The organism is Ralstonia sp. RRA (assembly GCF_037023145.1).
GTDB lineage: Bacteria > Pseudomonadota > Gammaproteobacteria > Burkholderiales > Burkholderiaceae > Ralstonia.
In genome coordinates this window covers 2195428-2212008 of sequence record NZ_CP146091.1, presented here as the reverse complement: position 1 = coordinate 2212008, position 16581 = coordinate 2195428, and the positions used below count along the sequence as shown (strand labels likewise).

18 protein-coding genes are annotated in these 16581 nt (G+C 62.6%); 16 read left to right on the top strand and 2 right to left on the bottom strand.

The annotated features are described in order from the left end of the window. The first annotated feature begins 111 nt into the window (after positions 1–111). The 16 genes from fabF to nagZ all read left to right on the top strand — a co-directional run bounded on the left by fabF (position 112) and on the right by nagZ (position 14512). Positions 112–1347 (top strand): beta-ketoacyl-ACP synthase II, encoded by a 1236-nt coding sequence (fabF, locus tag V6657_RS10830; RefSeq protein ID WP_137884609.1) that lies wholly within the window; start codon positions 112–114, stop codon positions 1345–1347. A gap of 180 nt (positions 1348–1527) precedes the next feature. Further along, the gene (locus V6657_RS10825; protein WP_248694720.1) at positions 1528–1890 is read left to right on the top strand and encodes a hypothetical protein; all 363 of its coding nucleotides are present in this window, start codon (positions 1528–1530) and stop codon (positions 1888–1890) included. 61 nt (positions 1891–1951) lie between these two features. After that, positions 1952–2551 (top strand): RNA polymerase sigma factor RpoE, encoded by a 600-nt coding sequence (gene rpoE, locus V6657_RS10820; protein ID WP_021195369.1) that lies wholly within the window; start codon positions 1952–1954, stop codon positions 2549–2551. Between the two features lie 115 nt (positions 2552–2666). Continuing rightward, positions 2667–3299 (top strand): RseA family anti-sigma factor, encoded by a 633-nt coding sequence (locus V6657_RS10815; RefSeq protein ID WP_048936123.1) that lies wholly within the window; start codon positions 2667–2669, stop codon positions 3297–3299. Positions 3300–3310: 11 nt separating this feature from the next. Then, positions 3311–4420: a MucB/RseB C-terminal domain-containing protein gene (locus tag V6657_RS10810; protein ID WP_048936122.1), complete on the top strand. Its 1110-nt coding sequence runs from the start codon at positions 3311–3313 to the stop codon at positions 4418–4420. 76 nt (positions 4421–4496) lie between these two features. Further along, a complete protein-coding gene (locus V6657_RS10805; protein ID WP_048936121.1) occupies positions 4497–6011 on the top strand; it encodes a DegQ family serine endoprotease in 1515 nt (504 codons plus the stop codon). Next, complete coding sequence (locus V6657_RS10800) at positions 6008–6283, top strand: glutaredoxin family protein (RefSeq protein WP_048936120.1); 276 nt, start codon at positions 6008–6010, stop codon at positions 6281–6283. Before V6657_RS10805 ends, V6657_RS10800 begins: the two co-directional genes overlap by 4 nt. A 213-nt stretch (positions 6284–6496) precedes the next feature. Next, positions 6497–8296, top strand: coding sequence for a translation elongation factor 4 (gene lepA / locus V6657_RS10795; protein WP_048936119.1), 1800 nt, complete (start codon positions 6497–6499; stop codon positions 8294–8296). 30 nt (positions 8297–8326) lie between these two features. Beyond that, positions 8327–9220: a signal peptidase I gene (gene lepB, locus V6657_RS10790; RefSeq protein WP_048936118.1), complete on the top strand. Its 894-nt coding sequence runs from the start codon at positions 8327–8329 to the stop codon at positions 9218–9220. A 62-nt stretch (positions 9221–9282) separates the two neighbouring features. After that, a complete protein-coding gene (locus tag V6657_RS10785) occupies positions 9283–9651 on the top strand; it encodes a DUF4845 domain-containing protein (RefSeq protein WP_048936117.1) in 369 nt (122 codons plus the stop codon). A gap of 1 nt (position 9652) precedes the next feature. Further along, complete coding sequence (gene rnc / locus V6657_RS10780) at positions 9653–10423, top strand: ribonuclease III (RefSeq protein ID WP_048936116.1); 771 nt, start codon at positions 9653–9655, stop codon at positions 10421–10423. 8 nt (positions 10424–10431) lie between these two features. Continuing rightward, the gene (gene era / locus V6657_RS10775; protein WP_048936115.1) at positions 10432–11370 is read left to right on the top strand and encodes a GTPase Era; all 939 of its coding nucleotides are present in this window, start codon (positions 10432–10434) and stop codon (positions 11368–11370) included. A gap of 43 nt (positions 11371–11413) precedes the next feature. Continuing rightward, positions 11414–12235 (top strand): DNA repair protein RecO, encoded by an 822-nt coding sequence (gene recO, locus V6657_RS10770; protein ID WP_048936114.1) that lies wholly within the window; start codon positions 11414–11416, stop codon positions 12233–12235. After that, the gene (gene pdxJ / locus V6657_RS10765; RefSeq protein WP_048936113.1) at positions 12232–13023 is read left to right on the top strand and encodes a pyridoxine 5'-phosphate synthase; all 792 of its coding nucleotides are present in this window, start codon (positions 12232–12234) and stop codon (positions 13021–13023) included. The genes recO and pdxJ overlap by 4 nt, the downstream gene beginning before the upstream one ends. After that, positions 13020–13463: a holo-ACP synthase gene (acpS, locus tag V6657_RS10760; RefSeq protein ID WP_048936112.1), complete on the top strand. Its 444-nt coding sequence runs from the start codon at positions 13020–13022 to the stop codon at positions 13461–13463. Before pdxJ ends, acpS begins: the two co-directional genes overlap by 4 nt. Then, complete coding sequence (gene nagZ, locus V6657_RS10755; RefSeq protein WP_048936111.1) at positions 13460–14512, top strand: beta-N-acetylhexosaminidase; 1053 nt, start codon at positions 13460–13462, stop codon at positions 14510–14512. The genes acpS and nagZ overlap by 4 nt, the downstream gene beginning before the upstream one ends. Positions 14513–14611: 99 nt before the next feature. Here nagZ and efp read toward each other — a convergent pair whose 3' ends face one another. After that, positions 14612–15196, bottom strand: a complete 585-nt coding sequence (gene efp / locus V6657_RS10750; RefSeq protein ID WP_048936126.1) for an elongation factor P — start codon at positions 15194–15196, stop codon at positions 14612–14614. Positions 15197–15318: 122 nt separating this feature from the next. Further along, complete coding sequence (gene earP, locus V6657_RS10745) at positions 15319–16509, bottom strand: elongation factor P maturation arginine rhamnosyltransferase EarP (protein WP_048936110.1); 1191 nt, start codon at positions 16507–16509, stop codon at positions 15319–15321. Positions 16510–16581 lie beyond the last annotated feature (72 nt).

The window sequence follows — 16581 nt, the reverse complement described above, 5'->3', positions numbered from 1 at the left end:
GTCAATCGATCTCTTGACATCGCGGGCCACAGAAAGGGCGGTTGTCCGGTTTGACCGGGTGGCGCGCTTTCTGTGGCCTTTGTCGCTGATACAGAGTTGCAGGAAAGCATAGTGAGCCGTCGTCGCGTAGTCGTAACCGGCCTGGGGCTGGTCTCTCCGGTAGGAAACTCGGTCGCCGAAGCATGGGCCAATCTGGTCGCTGGCAAGACCGGGATCGCCACCATCACCAAATTCGATCATTCCGCGCTGGCCGTGCACTTCGCTGGTGAAGTGAAGGGCTTCAATGTCGAGGAATACGGTATTCCCGCCAATGAGGCGCGCCGCATGGATACCTTCATCCACTACGGCATTGCCGCGGGCGTGCAAGCGCTCAAGGACAGCGGGCTGGAGATCACCGAGGCCAACGCCGAGCGCATTGGCGTGTTGGTCGGCTCCGGCATTGGCGGTCTGCCAATGATCGAAGATACCCACGCTGAATACACGAATCGCGGCCCGCGCCGCATTTCGCCGTTCTTCGTGCCGGGTTCGATCATCAACATGATCTCGGGGCATCTGAGCATCATGTTTGGTCTGAAGGGCCCGAATCTGGCGGCCGTGACCGCCTGCACGACGGGTCTGCACAGCATTGGTCTGGCGGCTCGCCTGATTCAGGCCGGAGATGCCGATGTGATGGTTGCCGGTGGTGCCGAGTCGACCGTCTCGCCGCTGGGCATCGGTGGCTTTGCCGCGGCGCGCGCATTGTCGACCCGCAACGATGACCCCGCCACCGCGTCCCGTCCGTGGGACAAGGACCGCGACGGTTTCGTGCTGGGTGAGGGTGCCGGCGTGGTGGTGCTCGAGGAGTACGAGGCCGCCAAGGCGCGTGGTGCCACGATCTACGCGGAAGTCTCGGGCTTTGGTATGAGCGGCGACGCATTCCACATGACCGCGCCAAACATGGATGGCCCACGCCGCTGCATGCTCAACGCGCTGCGTGATGCCGGCATCAATGCGGATCAGGTCCAGTACCTGAACGCGCATGGCACGTCGACGCCGCTGGGCGACAAGAACGAATCGGACGCCATCAAGGCGGCCTTTGGCGATCACGCCGGCAAGGTCGTCGTGAACTCCACGAAGTCCATGACCGGCCACTTGCTGGGCGGGGCGGGGGGGCTTGAGTCGGTGTTTACGATTCTGGCGTTGCACAATCAGGTGTCGCCGCCGACCATCAACATCTTCAATCAAGATCCCGAGTGCGATCTCGATTACTGCGCCAATACCGCGCGTGATATGAAGATCGACGTGGCCGTGAAGAACAACTTCGGCTTCGGTGGGACCAACGGCACGCTGGTGTTCACGCGTCCGTAACGCTATGCGGCGCGCAGCCTTCGGGTTGTGCGCCGTTTTTCGCTCCCCATCTTGGTTGTTCAGCGCATCGTTTTCCCGGCGCCGTATCGGCGATTGTGCGCCGTGGGCCGGCTCTGCATGGCAAGCCTTGTTTGCTTTGTCTTGCTTTGGTTGGTCGGTGCGTGGGGTGCGGCGCTCCCGATGCTGACGTGGGTCGTGATCGGTGCACTGGCAGTGGCAGCGTGCATTCCGCTGGTAGTGAATCGTTCACCGCTTGCGATGGAACTGATGTGGCGCGCTCGTCTCAAAGCAGATGGTGAGCCAGGCCAGCCTGTTTGGCAGGTCCGGCTGGAGACGCCTCAAGCGGTCCGAAATGCGCTTCTGCTATGGTCTTGGTCTCTTGGCGAGCGCGTTTTGATCCTGGGTGTCGCGCAGCGCGGGCGGTGTCCGCAGATCTTCGTGCTGATGCCTCCCTGGTTTGCCGTCGGGCTGTTGCGCCGTATACGAAGTCTGTTGCGTCTGGGGCCGCCGCCGATGGCCTCTCAGGCGACCGGTGTGTCGTAGGTAAAATACAACGTTTCGAAGTCATAAAAATTCAAGGCGATACACTGCAGGTGAAGAATCCGTGAGTGAACGCGAAGCCGACCAGATCCTCGTCGAGCGCGTCCAGCAAGGCGACAAGCGGGCGTTTGAGTTGCTGGTGGTCAAGTACCACCGCAAGATCATTCGTCTCGTCTCTCGCCTGATCCGTGACCCCGCCGAAGTCGAGGATGTGGCACAGGATGCCTTTATCAAGGCCTACCGTGCGTTACCCCAGTTCCGGGGTGAATCCGCGTTCTATACGTGGCTGTATCGCATCGCCGTCAACACGGCGAAGAACTACCTGGCGACCCAGGGCCGGCGCCCGGAGTCGTCCAGCGACATTGACACCGAAGAGGCTGAAACTTTTGCCGACGGTGAACAACTAAGGGATATCAATACGCCGGACTCCATGCTGCACACCAAGCAGGTGGCCGAAACGGTCAACCGTGCAATGGAAGCGCTGCCCGAGGAATTGCGTACCGCAATTACGCTTCGGGAGATCGAGGGTCTGAGCTATGAGGAAATCGCCGAAGCGATGGAGTGTCCAATTGGGACGGTCCGGTCACGGATTTTCCGGGCTCGCGAGGCGATTGCCGAGAAATTGCGCCCCCTGCTGGGAACAGTGGAGGGCAAACGGTGGTAGCCAGCCGATATGACAAGCCGGCAGCTGCGGGTGTAAACCCCGGCTGCAAACGGTGAAACCTCGGGAAGTCTTCTCTCGGATCGTTGATTGGACGTTGGAGTTTTGGGGTCGGGAAATGGGTCAGGCTCAAATGCAGACGGCAGAAGCGGAGTTCGCGCAGCGTATCTCCGCGTTGATGGACGGTGAACTGACGGCGCACGAGGTGTCGTCGGCTGTCGAACTCGCCAAGGACGGCGAGGGCGCGGCGCACTGGCGCGAGTATCAACTGATCGGTGATGTGCTCCGATCGGAAGATCTGCTGAACACGCGTTCCTCCGAAGATTTCCTCAGCCGGTTCTCGGCCACGCTCGAAGCCGAGCCGCACCTGCTGGTGCCGGCCGTGGCGCAGCGCGCGCAAGCCGAAGAGAGGCATCGCTTCCTGGTTCGCCCTTCGTGGGTCCGCCGGATCATGCCAACGACCGCCGTGGCTGCGGCGGTGGCGGCCGTTAGTTGGGTGGTCGTGCCGCAATTGCGGGGGCCCGCCGACGGCGGCAACGCTTCGCCCGCACTGGTTGCCAAGGCGGTACAAGGTGCCGACGCGCAGGGAGTGACCTTGGCCTCGGCCGACAACACGCCCATGATCCGCGACGCTCGCCTGGACGAATACCTGAGCGCGCATCGTCAGTCGGCGACCAACGGCATGGTGGTTCCGTATCTGCGTGCGGTGGCCAACGGGGTGTCGAACACCCAGGACTCCAATCAGGAATAATGCGGGCATCCATGTCGAAGGTGTGGCACCCCGTTGCCGGGGCAGGCGCCCGCAAGCTGCAGGCCGTTCGTCGGTCCGTTTTTCTCCTTCTCTGTGCGTCGACGCTGGTTGCCGCTGCGCAGCCGCAAGTCGAGCCCATGCCGCGCAAGGAGGCTGCCTCATGGCTGGCCAAAATCCATCGCGCGGCGCTCAAGCAGAACTATGTCGGCACGCTGACGTATCAGCGTGGCACCGGCATGCATTCCACGCGCATTCAGCACTACGCCGATCTCTTCAACAACGAGTATGAGCGCGTTGAAGCCCTCGACGGCAAGCAGCGCGAGATGCTGCGTCAGAATGATGTCGTTCGGAACCTGATCTACGACGTCAAGCTGGTTGTGACCGAGAAGCAGGAGCACAAGGACAGCTTCCCGGCGCTGCTCGCCACAACCAATGGTGATGTGCTCGACCAGTACGACATGCGTCATCTGCCGTCCGAGCGCGTTGCCGGCATGGATTGCGAAGTCTTCCAGCTCGATCCGAAAGATGGCTTTCGCTATGCCTATCGCATCTGGGCCGACCGCAACAGCGGCTTGCTGATGCGCGCGCAGACCATCGGCGATGACGGCAAGGTGCTGGAACAGGTCGCCTTCTCGCAAGTCGAGGTGGGCGTGCCGTCGGAAAAGCAGAAGATCATCGCCGCGCTCAAGAATCTGAGTGGCTGGAACCAGTACGAGATCATCACGCAGCCGACCAATCTGGCCGATCAGGGCTGGACGATCGGTACGCCTATCAAGGGTTTCCAGAAGATTCGTGAGGTACGTCGTCCGTTGGGCGACATTGCGCCGGCGGGCAAAGGCAGTTCGAGCTTCGAGGTGCAGCAGGTCGTGTTCAGCGATGGGCTCGCCGGGTTGTCGCTCTTCATTGAGCCGGTTTCCGAGAAGCGTACGCGTCGCGAAGGCTTCATTTCGCAGGGCGCTACGCACGTGATGGTGCGCCGCATTGCCGATTTCTGGCTGACGGTGGTGGGCGAAGTGCCGTTTGCTACCATCAAGCAGTTTGGTGCAGCGGTCGACTACAAGCCGGTTTCCGCCAACGCGGCCAACTCGGCAGCCAGCAAGCCGGCCAACGCTCCGCAATAGGCCGGCACCTGCCTCAAGCTGCGCGAACACATCGCGCAGCGCATTTCTCACTCTGTCTTTGTTCCGGGGAGCCTTCATGCGTACCGCTCGAACCGTTCATGCATTGCGTCTGTTGTGCGTCGCTGCCCTCATGGCGGCCGGGGGCGCGCTCGCGCCGGCCTATGCGCAGAATGCGACCGGCAGCGTGGCTACCGGCACGTATGGTTTGCCCGATTTTGCCGATCTGGTCGAGAAGGTCAGTCCCGCCGTCGTCAACATCCGCACGACCGAGAAGGTCCGCATGCAAGGTGGCCCGAACGACGACGACATGGCTGAGTTCTTCCGCCGTTTCTTCGGCGTGCCCATGCCTGGCATGCCTGGTCAGGGACAAGGACAGAAGCGCCGCAATACACCGCAGCCGCAAGAAGAAGAGCAGAGCCGTGGTGTGGGTTCCGGCTTCATCATCTCCGGCGATGGCTATATCCTGACCAACGCTCACGTGGTTGACGGCGCCGAGACCATCTACGTGACGCTGCTCGACAAGCGTGAGTTCAAGGCCAAGCTGATCGGCTTGGACAAGCGCACCGATGTGGCCCTCGTCAAGGTGGAGGCCAGTGGCCTGCCGAGCCTGAAGCAGGGCGATTCCGATAAGGTGCGCGTCGGCGAGTGGGTGCTGGCGATCGGCTCGCCGTTCGGACTGGACAACACGGTCACGGCTGGCATCGTGTCGGCCAAGGGGCGCGATACGGGCGACTACTTGCCGTTCATCCAGTCGGATGTGGCTGTCAACCCGGGCAACTCGGGCGGGCCGCTGATCAACCTGCGTGGCGAGGTGATCGGCATCAACAACCAGATCTATAGCCAGAGCGGCGGCTACATGGGCATCTCGTTCTCGATTCCGATCGATGAAGCGATGCGTGTGGCGGATCAGCTCAAGGCGCAGGGTCGCGTGACCCGCGGCCGCATTGGCGTGGCCATCGACAACGTGCCGAAGGACGCGGCGGAATCGCTCGGCATTGGCCGTGCGCGCGGCGCGTACGTGGGCAACGTTGAGTCGGGCGGCCCGGCCGACAAGGCTGGCATCGAGGCTGGCGACATCGTTCTGAAATTCAATGGCCGCGACATCGAGAAGGCCGGCGATCTGCAGCGCCAAGTCGGTGAGACCAAGCCTGGCACGCGCGCGACCGTGCAAGTCTGGCGCAAGGGTGCAACGCGCGATCTGACGGTGACCGTGGCCGAGCTGCCTTCGGATACCAAGGTCGCCCAGCGCGGCAAGGGCACGCAGCCGGACAACAGCCAGCAGGGCCCGGGTAAGCCGAATGCGCTGGGGCTGGTGGTGGCCGATCTGTCGGAGGGTGCCCAACGTGAATTCAAGACCAAAACCGGTGTCGAGGTGCAGGTGGCTGAAGGGCCCGCTGCGCGCGTTGGCATTCGGCCTGGGGATCTGATCCTGCGCGTCGGCGATACCGATATCACGGGCGCCAAGCAGTTCAATGACGTGGTCGCCAAACTCGACAAGAACCGTATGGTGGCCGTGTTCGTGCGCCGTGGCGATGCGACCCAGGTGGTGACAATGCGCCCGAGCACTGCGCGTTCGGGCAGTGGTCAGTGATTGAGCTGACGCTGTACGGCCGCTCGTACTGCCATTTGTGCGACGACATGAAGGTCGCGCTGGAGCCGTTCCAGCGCGGCTTTTCGTTTGTGCTGCACGAGGTGGATGTCGATAGCGATCCAGCGTTGGAAGCGCGTTTCGGCGAGCTGGTGCCGGTGCTGATGACGGGCGCGCCGGACGCGCCGCATGGCGAGGCGCAGGAGTTGTGCCACTACTTTCTGGACGCGTCTGCCGTGCATGAGTGGCTCGCGCAACAGCTGGCGCTCGGCTGACGCGTCGCTGCCGCAAAAAGAGGCGCGGGGAGCCCCCGGAAATCCGGTAAAATCGACTGTTAGCGCCGATTTTTGCAGTGCACGATTTTTGTGCCGTAGCCTCGGCTTGGAACCCAATACCTCCCGCTGGCGCCGTCTCACGCGCGCTGGCCTTGCCGGAACCGCTTCGCGCCCGGCAGATGCGCCCGGGATGGGCGCTTTTCGACGCATTCGATGGACAATATCCGTAATTTCTCGATCATCGCCCACATCGACCACGGCAAATCGACGCTGGCCGATCGCATCATCCAGTTGTGTGGGGGGCTCTCCGACCGCGAGATGGAAGCCCAGGTGCTGGACTCGATGGATATCGAGAAAGAGCGCGGCATCACCATCAAGGCCCAGACCGCTGCGCTGTCCTACAAGGCGCAGGACGGCAAGGTCTACAACCTCAACCTGATCGATACCCCGGGGCACGTCGACTTCAGCTATGAAGTCAGCCGCTCGCTGTCCGCCTGCGAAGGCGCGCTGCTGGTGGTGGACGCCTCGCAGGGCGTGGAAGCGCAGACGGTTGCCAACTGCTACACCGCCATCGAACTGGGGGTGGAAGTGGTGCCGGTGCTCAACAAGATCGACTTGCCGGCCGCCGACCCGGAAAACGCCATCCAGGAAATCGAAGACGTGATCGGCATCGATGCAACCGACGCAACGCGCTGCTCCGCCAAGACCGGGGTGGGCGTGGCGGACGTGCTGGAAGCGCTGATCGCCAAGGTGCCGGCGCCCAAGGGTGATCCGGCCGCGCCGTTGCAGGCGCTGATCATCGATTCGTGGTTCGACAACTACGTCGGCGTGGTGATGCTGGTGCGTGTGGTGAACGGCACGCTGCGCGCCAAGGACAAGGTCCTGCTGATGGCAACCGGCGCGCAGCATCTGGTGGAACAGGTCGGTGTGTTCTCGCCGAAGTCGATGCCGCGTGAATCGCTGTCGGCGGGGCAGGTGGGTTTCGTCATCGCCGGCATCAAGGAACTGAAGGCCGCGAAGGTGGGCGACACGATCACGCACGTGGCGCCGCGCAAGGCCGAAGCGCCGCTGCCGGGCTTCAAGGAAGTCAAGCCGCAGGTGTTTGCCGGCCTGTATCCGGTGGAAGCCAATCAATACGAAGCGCTGCGCGAATCGCTGGAAAAGCTCAAGCTGAACGATGCGTCGCTGCAGTACGAGCCAGAAGTGTCGCAGGCGCTGGGCTTTGGCTTCCGTTGCGGCTTCCTGGGCCTGCTGCACATGGAGATCGTGCAGGAGCGCCTGGAGCGCGAATTCGACATGGACCTGATCACCACTGCACCGACGGTGGTCTATCAGGTGCAGCAGCGCGACGGCACCATGATCCAGGTCGAAAACCCGGCCAAGATGCCGGCAGACCCGAGCAAGATCGAGGCAATCCTCGAGCCGATCGTCACGGTCAACCTGTACATGCCGCAGGACTACGTGGGCGCCGTGATCACGCTGTGCGAGCAGAAGCGCGGCTCGCAGATCAACATGAGCTACCACGGTCGCCAGGTCCAACTGACGTACGAGATCCCCATGGGCGAAATCGTGCTGGACTTCTTCGATCGGCTGAAGTCCGTCTCGCGCGGTTATGCGTCGATGGACTACGAGTTCAAGGAATACCGCGTGTCGGACGTGGTCAAGGTCGACATCCTGATCAACGGCGACAAGGTCGATGCGCTGTCCATCATCGTGCACCGCTCCAACAGCACGTATCGTGGCCGTGAAGTCGCCGCCAAGATGCGCGAGATCATTCCGCGCCAGATGTACGACGTGGCCATCCAGGCGGCCATCGGTGCCAACGTGATTGCGCGTGAGAACGTCAAGGCGCTGCGCAAGAACGTGCTGGCCAAATGCTACGGCGGCGATATCTCGCGCAAGAAGAAGCTCCTCGAGAAGCAGAAAGAGGGCAAGAAGCGCATGAAGCAGGTCGGCACCGTTGAAATTCCGCAAGAGGCCTTCCTGGCCATCCTGCGCGTCGAAGAAAAATAACCCGGACACCGCTCGGACGATCTCTCCTCCATGAACTTCGCCCTGATCCTGTTTATTCTTGTCGTCATCACCGGTATTGCGTGGGTGGCTGACAAGCTCGTATTCCAGCGCCAGCGTCAAGCCGCAGCAGCGACCGCGCTGGCTGAATTCGATGCGCGTGCGCAAGTGCAAGCCCAGTACGGCGGTGGTGGCGACATCGGCACCGCGCGTCTGCAATTGGCCGAAGACAAGCTGCGCCAGCCGTGGTGGCTGGAGTACACCGCCAGTTTCTTCCCGGTGATTGCCGCGGTATTTCTGCTGCGCTCGTTCGTGATTGAGCCGTTCAAGATTCCGTCGGGCTCGATGATCCCGACGCTGCAGATCGGCGACTTCATCCTCGTCAACAAATACACGTACGGCATTCGTCTGCCGATCGTGAACAAGAAGATTGTCGAGATGAACCAGCCGCAGCGCGGCGACGTGATGGTCTTCCGCTACCCGAAAGACGAGTCGATGGACTACATCAAGCGCGTGATCGGCGTGCCGGGCGACGTGGTCAAGTACGACAACAAGCGTCTGACGGTGAATGACCAGCCTGCCACGTATGCGCCGCAGTCCGATTACCTCGATGGCGAGCGCCTGACGTATTCCAAGCAGTACCAGGAAACGCTCGGCACGGTCTCGCACAACATCCTGAACGACGCCGATCGCCCCGCCTATGTGTCCGGCCCGGACGATTTTCCGTTCCGCGAGAACTGCACTTACAATCAGACCGGCTTTACCTGCAAGGTACCTGCAGGTCACTATTTCATGATGGGCGATAATCGCGACAACAGCGCGGACTCCCGTTACTGGGGCTTCGTGCCGGACAAGAACATCGTCGGGAAAGCGTTCTTCATTTGGATGAACCTGGGTGACCTGAAGCGGATCGGCGGCTTCCATTGATCCGATAAGTGAATCAAAAAGCTCTTATTGAAACTCGGCAATTGCACAACGGGGGAAATGCAATGCGGATTCGTCAGGCCGGTCTGAAACGCCAGTCGCGCGGGATTACGATGTTCGGCATCTTGATTGGCATCATCGTGCTGATCACGGCTGTGTTGCCGGCAATCCGGTCCATTCCGAGCCTGATGGAATACCAGGCAATCACCCGTGCCGTGAAGCAGGCGCGCGAGCGGGCTGCCACGCGCGTAGATGTTGTCGGCGCGTTCGACAAGCAGGCCGCCATCGACGACATCACGTCGCTGAAGGGCGAGGACCTGGAAGTGCTGGATGCAGGCGGCACCATTCAGGCAGTGCACTTCTCGTACAAGCGCGAGATCCCGTTGTACGGCCCGATCGGCTTGGTGATTACCTATTCGGGAACCCAGCGTTGACATGAGTTTGGAAGCACTACAGCAACGTCTTGGCTACCGCTTCAGCAAACCGGAGTTGCTGCAGCAGGCGCTCACCCATCGCAGCCATAGTGCGATGCATAACGAGCGCCTGGAGTTTCTGGGTGATTCGATCCTGAACTGTGCCGTCGCCGACATGCTCTACGGCATGTTCGGCAAGCTGGATGAGGGCGATCTGTCGCGTGTGCGGGCCAACCTGGTCAAGCAGCAGGCGCTGTACGAAATCGCGCAGATGTTGCAGTTGCCCGACGCGCTGCGCCTGGGCGAAGGTGAGTTGAAGAGCGGTGGCTTCCGTCGGCCGTCCATCCTGGCCGATGCGCTGGAAGCCATTTTCGGGGCGGTATTCCTCGATGGCGGTTTCGATGCCGCCCGCACGCTGATCCGCAAGCTCTACATCCCGATCCTGGAGCAGGTCGACCCGCGCACGCTTGGCAAGGACGCCAAGACGCTGCTGCAGGAGTACCTCCAAGGTCACAAAATTGCGCTACCGCTGTACACGGTGGTTGCCACCCACGGCGCGGCGCATAATCAGCAATTCGAGGTCGAGTGCACGATCCCGAAGCTGGAGATTCGCGTCTCCGGCAACGGGGCATCGCGGCGCGCGGCCGAACAATCGGCGGCCAAGCTGGCCCTGGAAGAAGCACATCGCCTGGTGCCGCAGCTCGTCAAGCGCAGCCGCGCCGAGCGCACCGGCAAGACGCGCAAACAGGCCACGCCGCCCGATCCGCAGTTGTCTCTCAGGTTGAAGGAATAATCAGGTAAATGAGCGACACCCCATTGCAGCCTCCGCAGCCAGAATCTGGCACGCCGGAGGGGTTCCGCTGCGGCATGGTCGCCATTGTTGGGCGGCCGAACGTCGGCAAATCCACGCTGATGAACGCCCTGGTGGGCCAGAAGGTCAGCATCACGTCGCGCAAGGCGCAGACCACGCGGCATCGCATCACCGGCATCCAGACGACGGACGACGCGCAGTTCGTCTTCGTCGATACGCCGGGCTTCCAGACGCGCCATGCTACCGCGCTCAACCGCTCGTTGAATCGCGCGGTCACTTCCACGCTCACGTCGGTGGATGCCGTGCTGTTCGTGGTCGAAGCTGGCCGCTACGGCCCGGACGATGAGAAGGTGCTCTCGCTGTTGCCGCGCGAGACGCCTGTGATCCTGATCGTCAATAAGGTTGACCGGCTGGATGGTTACACGCGTGCCGAGATGGTGGCCACGTTCCTGCAGGACATGGCGCAGGTGTTTCCGTTTGCCGAAATCGTGCCGATGTCCGCCAAGAACCGCGACGATATCGACCGCCTGCTCGGCATCGTGCGTCCGTACCTGCCGGAAGGCGAACCGATGTACGACCCGGAAGCGCTGACCGATCGCAGCGAGCGCTTCCTGGCCGCCGAGATCGTCCGCGAGAAAGTCTTCCGCTGGACGGGCGATGAGTTGCCGTACTCCAGCACCGTCGTTGTCGACAAGTTCGAGACCGAAGGGCGCCTGCGCCGCGTGTTCGTCACCATCCTGGTTGACCGCGATGCGCACAAGGCCATGATCATTGGTGCGAAGGGCGCCAAGCTCAAGCAGATCTCCACCGAAGCCCGCATGGACATGGAAAAACTGTTCGACGGCAAGGTGTATCTGGAGGTCTGGATCAAGGTCAAGAGCGGCTGGGCCGACAACGAAGCCGGCCTGCGCGCCTACGGCTACGAATAACCGTTAGTCGCTTACCGTTCACTGGCCACTCCACACACGCTCGATGGCGGGACGATCCGATCCGATTCCGGACGAGGCGGCGGAATGGCTGGCCGAAGAAGGCGTTGCCGGCGCCGCGCCGCGCAGGAGCTTTCCTGCCGGGCGCTCTGAGACGCGCGTAGCGGCGCAGCCGGCCTTCGTGCTGCACAGCTATCCGTACCGCGAGACCAGCCTCATCATCGACGTTTTCACGCCGGACTACGGCCGCATGGCGTTGGTGGCCAAGGGCGCCAAGCGACCGCATTCGGCGCTGCGCGCGGTGCTGCAGACGTTCCAGCCGCTGTCGGTGTCATGGAGTGGTCGCGGCGATGTACGCACGTTGACCCGCGCGGAATGGGTCGGTGGCATGGTGCCGCTGGGTGGCGAAGGGCTGTTGTCGGGCTTCTATCTGAACGAACTGCTGGTCAAGTTCGTCGCCCGCGAAGACGGCCACCCGGTGCTGTTCGCGCACTACGTCGAAACACTCAACAAGCTCGCTCACGGTGAACCCGCCGCGCTGACACTGCGCGCGTTTGAGCGTGTGCTCCTGCGGGAAACCGGCTTTGCTGCCCAACTGGATCGATGTATCGACGGCGAGCCGGTGCAGGCCGATGGCGACTACGTGTATCACCCTGAGCGCGGCATCCGTCGCGTGTTGCCGAGTGACCCCTCCTCGTGGCCCGTGCTGCGCGGCCAGACCCTGATCGACATGGAGCGCGACGACTACGCCTCACGCCCCACGACTGCCCAGCAGAGCCGCAGCCTGATGCGTTTCCTGCTGCATTATCATTTGCACGGCACGCCGCTTTCGACGCGCCAGATCCTGATCGACTTGCAGAAACTATGATCTTTCATGCTTCGCCGGGCGTTATCGACCTGGGCATCAACATCGACCACGTGGCCACGCTGCGCAACGCGCGCGGCACCACCTATCCGGATCCGATTGCGGCAGCACTGCTGGCGGAAGAGGCGGGCGCTGATCTCATCACGCTGCATCTGCGCGAAGACCGTCGTCATATCAAGGATGCCGACGTACGTGCGCTGCGCCCGCAATTGCGTACGCGCATGAACCTGGAGTGCGCCGTCACGCAGGAGATGCTCGACATCGCCTGCGACATTGGCCCGCAAGACGTGTGTCTCGTGCCGGAGCGCCGGCAGGAGGTGACCACCGAGGGCGGCCTGGATGTGGTGGGCGGCTTTGCCAAGGTGCAGGCAGCGTGCAAACAGCTGGCCGACGCGGGCATCCGCGTGTCGCTGTTCATCGATCCGGATGCGGCACAGATTGAAGCCGCGGCTGCCGCTGGCGCACCCGTCATCGAGCTGCACACTGGCCGCTATGCCGAAGCCACTGACGATGCCGAGGTGAAGGCGGAACTCGTCCGCATCGAAACGGCTGTGGAGGAGGGCATCCGCTGGGGCGTGCGCGTGAATGCTGGCCACGGCCTGCACTATACGAACGTGCAACCCATTGCCGCCATCGCGGGCATCCACGAGCTGAACATCGGCCACGCTGTTGTGGCGCATGCCGTGTTTGCCGGCTGGCAAAACGCGGTGCGCGAGATGAAGGCGATCATGGTGGCGGCGCGCTTGTCGTCCATGACGCCCTCTGCGGCCCATCCGGGCGTGCCCGTATGAGCGAACAAGCCGCTGCCGCCAGGGTGTCCGGCGCCATCTATGGCATCGGGACGGACATCATCCAGATCGAGCGTGTCGAGGGCGTGATGCAGCGGACCAACGGCCGCTTCGCCGAAAAGGTGCTCGGGCCGGATGAGCTGCGGGTCTACCACGCACGCAAGGCACGCTCCGAGCGCCGCGGGTTGGCTTTTCTGGCGACGCGCTTTGCCGCCAAGGAAGCCGTGTCCAAGGCCATCGGCCTGGGCATGCGTTGGCCGATGACGTGGCGCGCCGTGCAGACGCTCAACCTGCCCTCCGGGCAACCCGTGGTGCGCTACAGCGGCGAACTGGCCGACTGGATTGCGCAGCATGGCCTCCACATCCAGATCAGCGTGACGGACGAGCGCGATTACGCAGTTGCTTTTGCCGTCGCCGAGTTGCAAACGAAACCCACCGCATGAATTCCACAGCAAAGACGCAGAAACGCCCCGGTCCGATCGTTCTCGACGTGGCAGGCCTTCAACTCGGGCCTGACGATGTCCGCCGCATCGCGCATCCGCTGACGGGGGGCGTGATCCTGTTCGCCCGCAACTTCGAATCGCGCGCGCAACTGACGGCGCTCACGCAGGCGATCCGCGCCATTCGCGACGACGTGCTGATCTGTATCGACCACGAGGGCGGCCGCGTGCAGCGCGCGAAGACCGATGGTTTCACGCACCTGCCGGCCATGGGCGCTCTGGGCCGACTGTGGGACCGCGACGTGCTGGCCGCCACGCGTGCCGCCACCGCATGCGGCTACGTGCTGGCCGCTGAACTGCGCGCGTGTGACATCGACCTGAGTTTCACGCCCGTGCTCGATCTCGACTACGGTACCAGCAGCGTCATTGGCGACCGTGCTTTCCACCGGGATCCGCGCGTCGTGACCATGCTCGCGAACCATCTGACGCTCGGCCTGCGCCTGGCCGGCATGGCCAACTGCGGCAAGCACTTCCCTGGCCACGGCTATGTCCAGGCTGATTCGCACGTTGCCGTGCCGGTGGATGACCGCCCGCTGGAGGCCATCCTGAATGACGACGCCCAGCCCTATGGCTGGATGGGACTCGGCCTGCAATCGGTGATGCCGGCGCACGTCATCTATTCGGCCGTCGATCCGAATCCGGCGGGTTTCTCGCGCTTCTGGCTGCAGGACATGCTGCGCGCCCATTTCAATTTCGACGGCGTGATCTTCAGCGACGATCTGAGCATGGAAGGTGCGAGCGTCGCCGGCTCGGTGGTGGACGGTGCCCGTGCGGCGCTGGCTGCGGGCTGCGACATGGTGCTGATCTGCAATGCGCCGGACAAGGCCGATCGCCTGCTGGGTGAGCTGGATGTGGCGATGGGCAAAGCGTCGCAGCGACGCGTGCGTCGGCTGTTTGGAGGCAGGGCGATCAAGGATTGGTCGAAGCTGCAGCAGCAATCGGCCTACAAGCAGGCGCTGCGTACGCTGCGTGAGGGCAGGCTGATTGCGTAACGTATCGAGAGGCGATGGCGGGCGGCATGCCCGCTTCGTTTTTCGCGGGCAACAAAAAAGGCAGCGCGAAGCTGCCTTTTTTGTTGGTGCTGCGCCAGATTACTTGGCGCGGCTCTTGTACTCGTCCGTACGCGTGTCGATTTCGATCTTTTCGCCGATGTTGCAGAACAGCGGCACCATGATCGTGAATTCTTCGTTGTCGTTGATGCGCGCGGCCTTCAGCACCTTGCCCGACGACGTGTCGCCCTTGACGGCCGGTTCCGTGTAGACGATTTCGCGGACAACCGTGGTCGGCAGTTCCACCGAGATGGCGTTCTCGTTGTAGAACGTCACTTCGACCTTCATGCCGTCTTGCAGGTAGTTCAGCGCGCTGCCCATGGCGGCCGGCTCAACGTTGTACTGCTCGTAGCTGACCGGGTCCATGAACACGTACATCGTGCCGTCGAAGTACGAGTATTCGGCTTCCTTCTTGTCCAGGATGACCTGATCCAGCTTGTCGTCGGCGCTGAACACCCATTCGCCACCAGCACCGTTCAGCAGGTTCTTGTACTTCATTTTGACAACAGCGCCTTGGCGGCCGGAGCGGCTGTACTCGGTCTTGAGCACAACCAACGCCTCTTGGGCCTTGCCGGGAGGGCCCCACATGAACACGTTGCCAGCGCGGAGTTCTTGCGCGATTTTCAAAGCCATTTCACATTTCCTGAGAGTAAGAGGGTTCGATGCGCGCCAAGCAACGAAGCACCGCGCGATACCCTCGGGTCGCGCGAATCAGGTCAAAGCCGGGGCCGCATACAGAGATCAGCCCGCTATTTTACCTGTTTTTCGCAAAAAGCTACCAAATTCGCGGCGAGATCACCCAGTTGCATCAAGCTTTGCTCCCAGGTGATGGACCGTACGCGCAGGCGGGGGGCAATGGCGGCAAATTCCGCCCAGTTGAGTGACGCGGGCGCACCATTCCATGCGTGCCAGAAGGCGATGAGGGTGTTGGCGTCGGTTTCCGCCAGCGCTGGTGTATAGCGGGCCAGAAAGGCGTCCAGCTTGGTGAGGTGCACATCGTCGCTTTGCGGGTAGATGTGCCAGACAAAGGGCTGCAGCGCCCATTGGGCGCGTACGAAGGAATCCTCGCCGCGCACAAAGTTGATGTCGCACGCCCACAGCAGGGGGTCGTAGTGTTCTTGCGGCACAAACGGCACCACGGCGACGGTCAGTTGGCCGCGTGTCCAGCGTGCGCCTGTTTTGGAGGCACCGGTGTTACCGAGCAACTCGGCGATTTGCGTGGCGGCCAAGCCCTCGGGCACCAGACAGATCACAGGCTCCGGGGAGGCCTCCCATTGGGCAACCAGCGTCGGCAGGGCTGGGTTGGCGTACGCAAATAGGCTCACGCGCAGTGCGTTGGGGTTGTCGCGCATCAGGTCGTCGACCCCAAGGCGATGCCACAACGCCTGATGTGCTGCCGGGCTGGTGTTGAACGTCGTGCGCTGCGCGCCGAGGTGCGATTCGCGCAGTACGCCGCCTGTGTTGCGTGCAAAGCCCGGAAAGAAGAAATGTCTGGTCTGCCCGCTTGGATGTGGCGATGGCAGCGCGTGGAATTCGGCCACCCAATTTTCTGCACTGAGATATTCCAGGTTGATCCAGACAGGCGCCGTGCCCTGAGCTGCCCGCGCGGCCATGCCCTGCAGAATGAGCTCTGGGACGGCACACGCAAAGGCCCCAACCACCACGTTATGCGGCGTGGGGTGCGCATCCGCGGCGAGCAGCGCGGCGACCTGGGCATCGTCGCCCCAGTGGCGGATATCGACACCCGAGACGCGCTGCGCCTCGGCAGCCACATCAACGGCGGGGCAGAGTTTCTCGAACGCGCGCAGATCGTCGACCCACAGCCGTACGGTGTGGCCGTGCTCCTGCGTGAGCTGCCGGGCCAGGCGCCAGCACACGCCGATGTCGCCATAGTTGTCGACGACGCAGCAGAAAATATCCCAGGAGGTGATGGTGCGCATGAGGTGAGGCAGGGAAGGCCGGAGAAGGCCGACATTGTAGTCGGCGGCTTGTTCTACACTGACGCCCTCTGA

Excerpts from the sequence above, each read along its gene's own strand:
- pdxJ (WP_048936113.1), top strand. The coding sequence starts at position 12,232 with ATGATCTTTCATGCTTCGCCGGGCGTTATCGACCTGGGCATCAACATC.
- V6657_RS10785 (WP_048936117.1), top strand. The coding sequence starts at position 9,283 with ATGCGGATTCGTCAGGCCGGTCTGAAACGCCAGTCGCGCGGGATTACG.
- V6657_RS10805 (WP_048936121.1), top strand. The coding sequence starts at position 4,497 with ATGCGTACCGCTCGAACCGTTCATGCATTGCGTCTGTTGTGCGTCGCT.
- V6657_RS10815 (WP_048936123.1), top strand. The coding sequence starts at position 2,667 with ATGGGTCAGGCTCAAATGCAGACGGCAGAAGCGGAGTTCGCGCAGCGT.
- earP (WP_048936110.1), bottom strand. The coding sequence starts at position 16,509 with ATGCGCACCATCACCTCCTGGGATATTTTCTGCTGCGTCGTCGACAAC.
- nagZ (WP_048936111.1), top strand. The coding sequence starts at position 13,460 with ATGAATTCCACAGCAAAGACGCAGAAACGCCCCGGTCCGATCGTTCTC.
- V6657_RS10825 (WP_248694720.1), top strand. The coding sequence starts at position 1,528 with ATGCTGACGTGGGTCGTGATCGGTGCACTGGCAGTGGCAGCGTGCATT.
- V6657_RS10810 (WP_048936122.1), top strand. The coding sequence starts at position 3,311 with ATGTCGAAGGTGTGGCACCCCGTTGCCGGGGCAGGCGCCCGCAAGCTG.
- acpS (WP_048936112.1), top strand. The coding sequence starts at position 13,020 with ATGAGCGAACAAGCCGCTGCCGCCAGGGTGTCCGGCGCCATCTATGGC.
- era (WP_048936115.1), top strand. The coding sequence starts at position 10,432 with ATGAGCGACACCCCATTGCAGCCTCCGCAGCCAGAATCTGGCACGCCG.
- recO (WP_048936114.1), top strand. The coding sequence starts at position 11,414 with ATGGCGGGACGATCCGATCCGATTCCGGACGAGGCGGCGGAATGGCTG.
- rnc (WP_048936116.1), top strand. The coding sequence starts at position 9,653 with ATGAGTTTGGAAGCACTACAGCAACGTCTTGGCTACCGCTTCAGCAAA.
- lepA (WP_048936119.1), top strand. The coding sequence starts at position 6,497 with ATGGACAATATCCGTAATTTCTCGATCATCGCCCACATCGACCACGGC.
- lepB (WP_048936118.1), top strand. The coding sequence starts at position 8,327 with ATGAACTTCGCCCTGATCCTGTTTATTCTTGTCGTCATCACCGGTATT.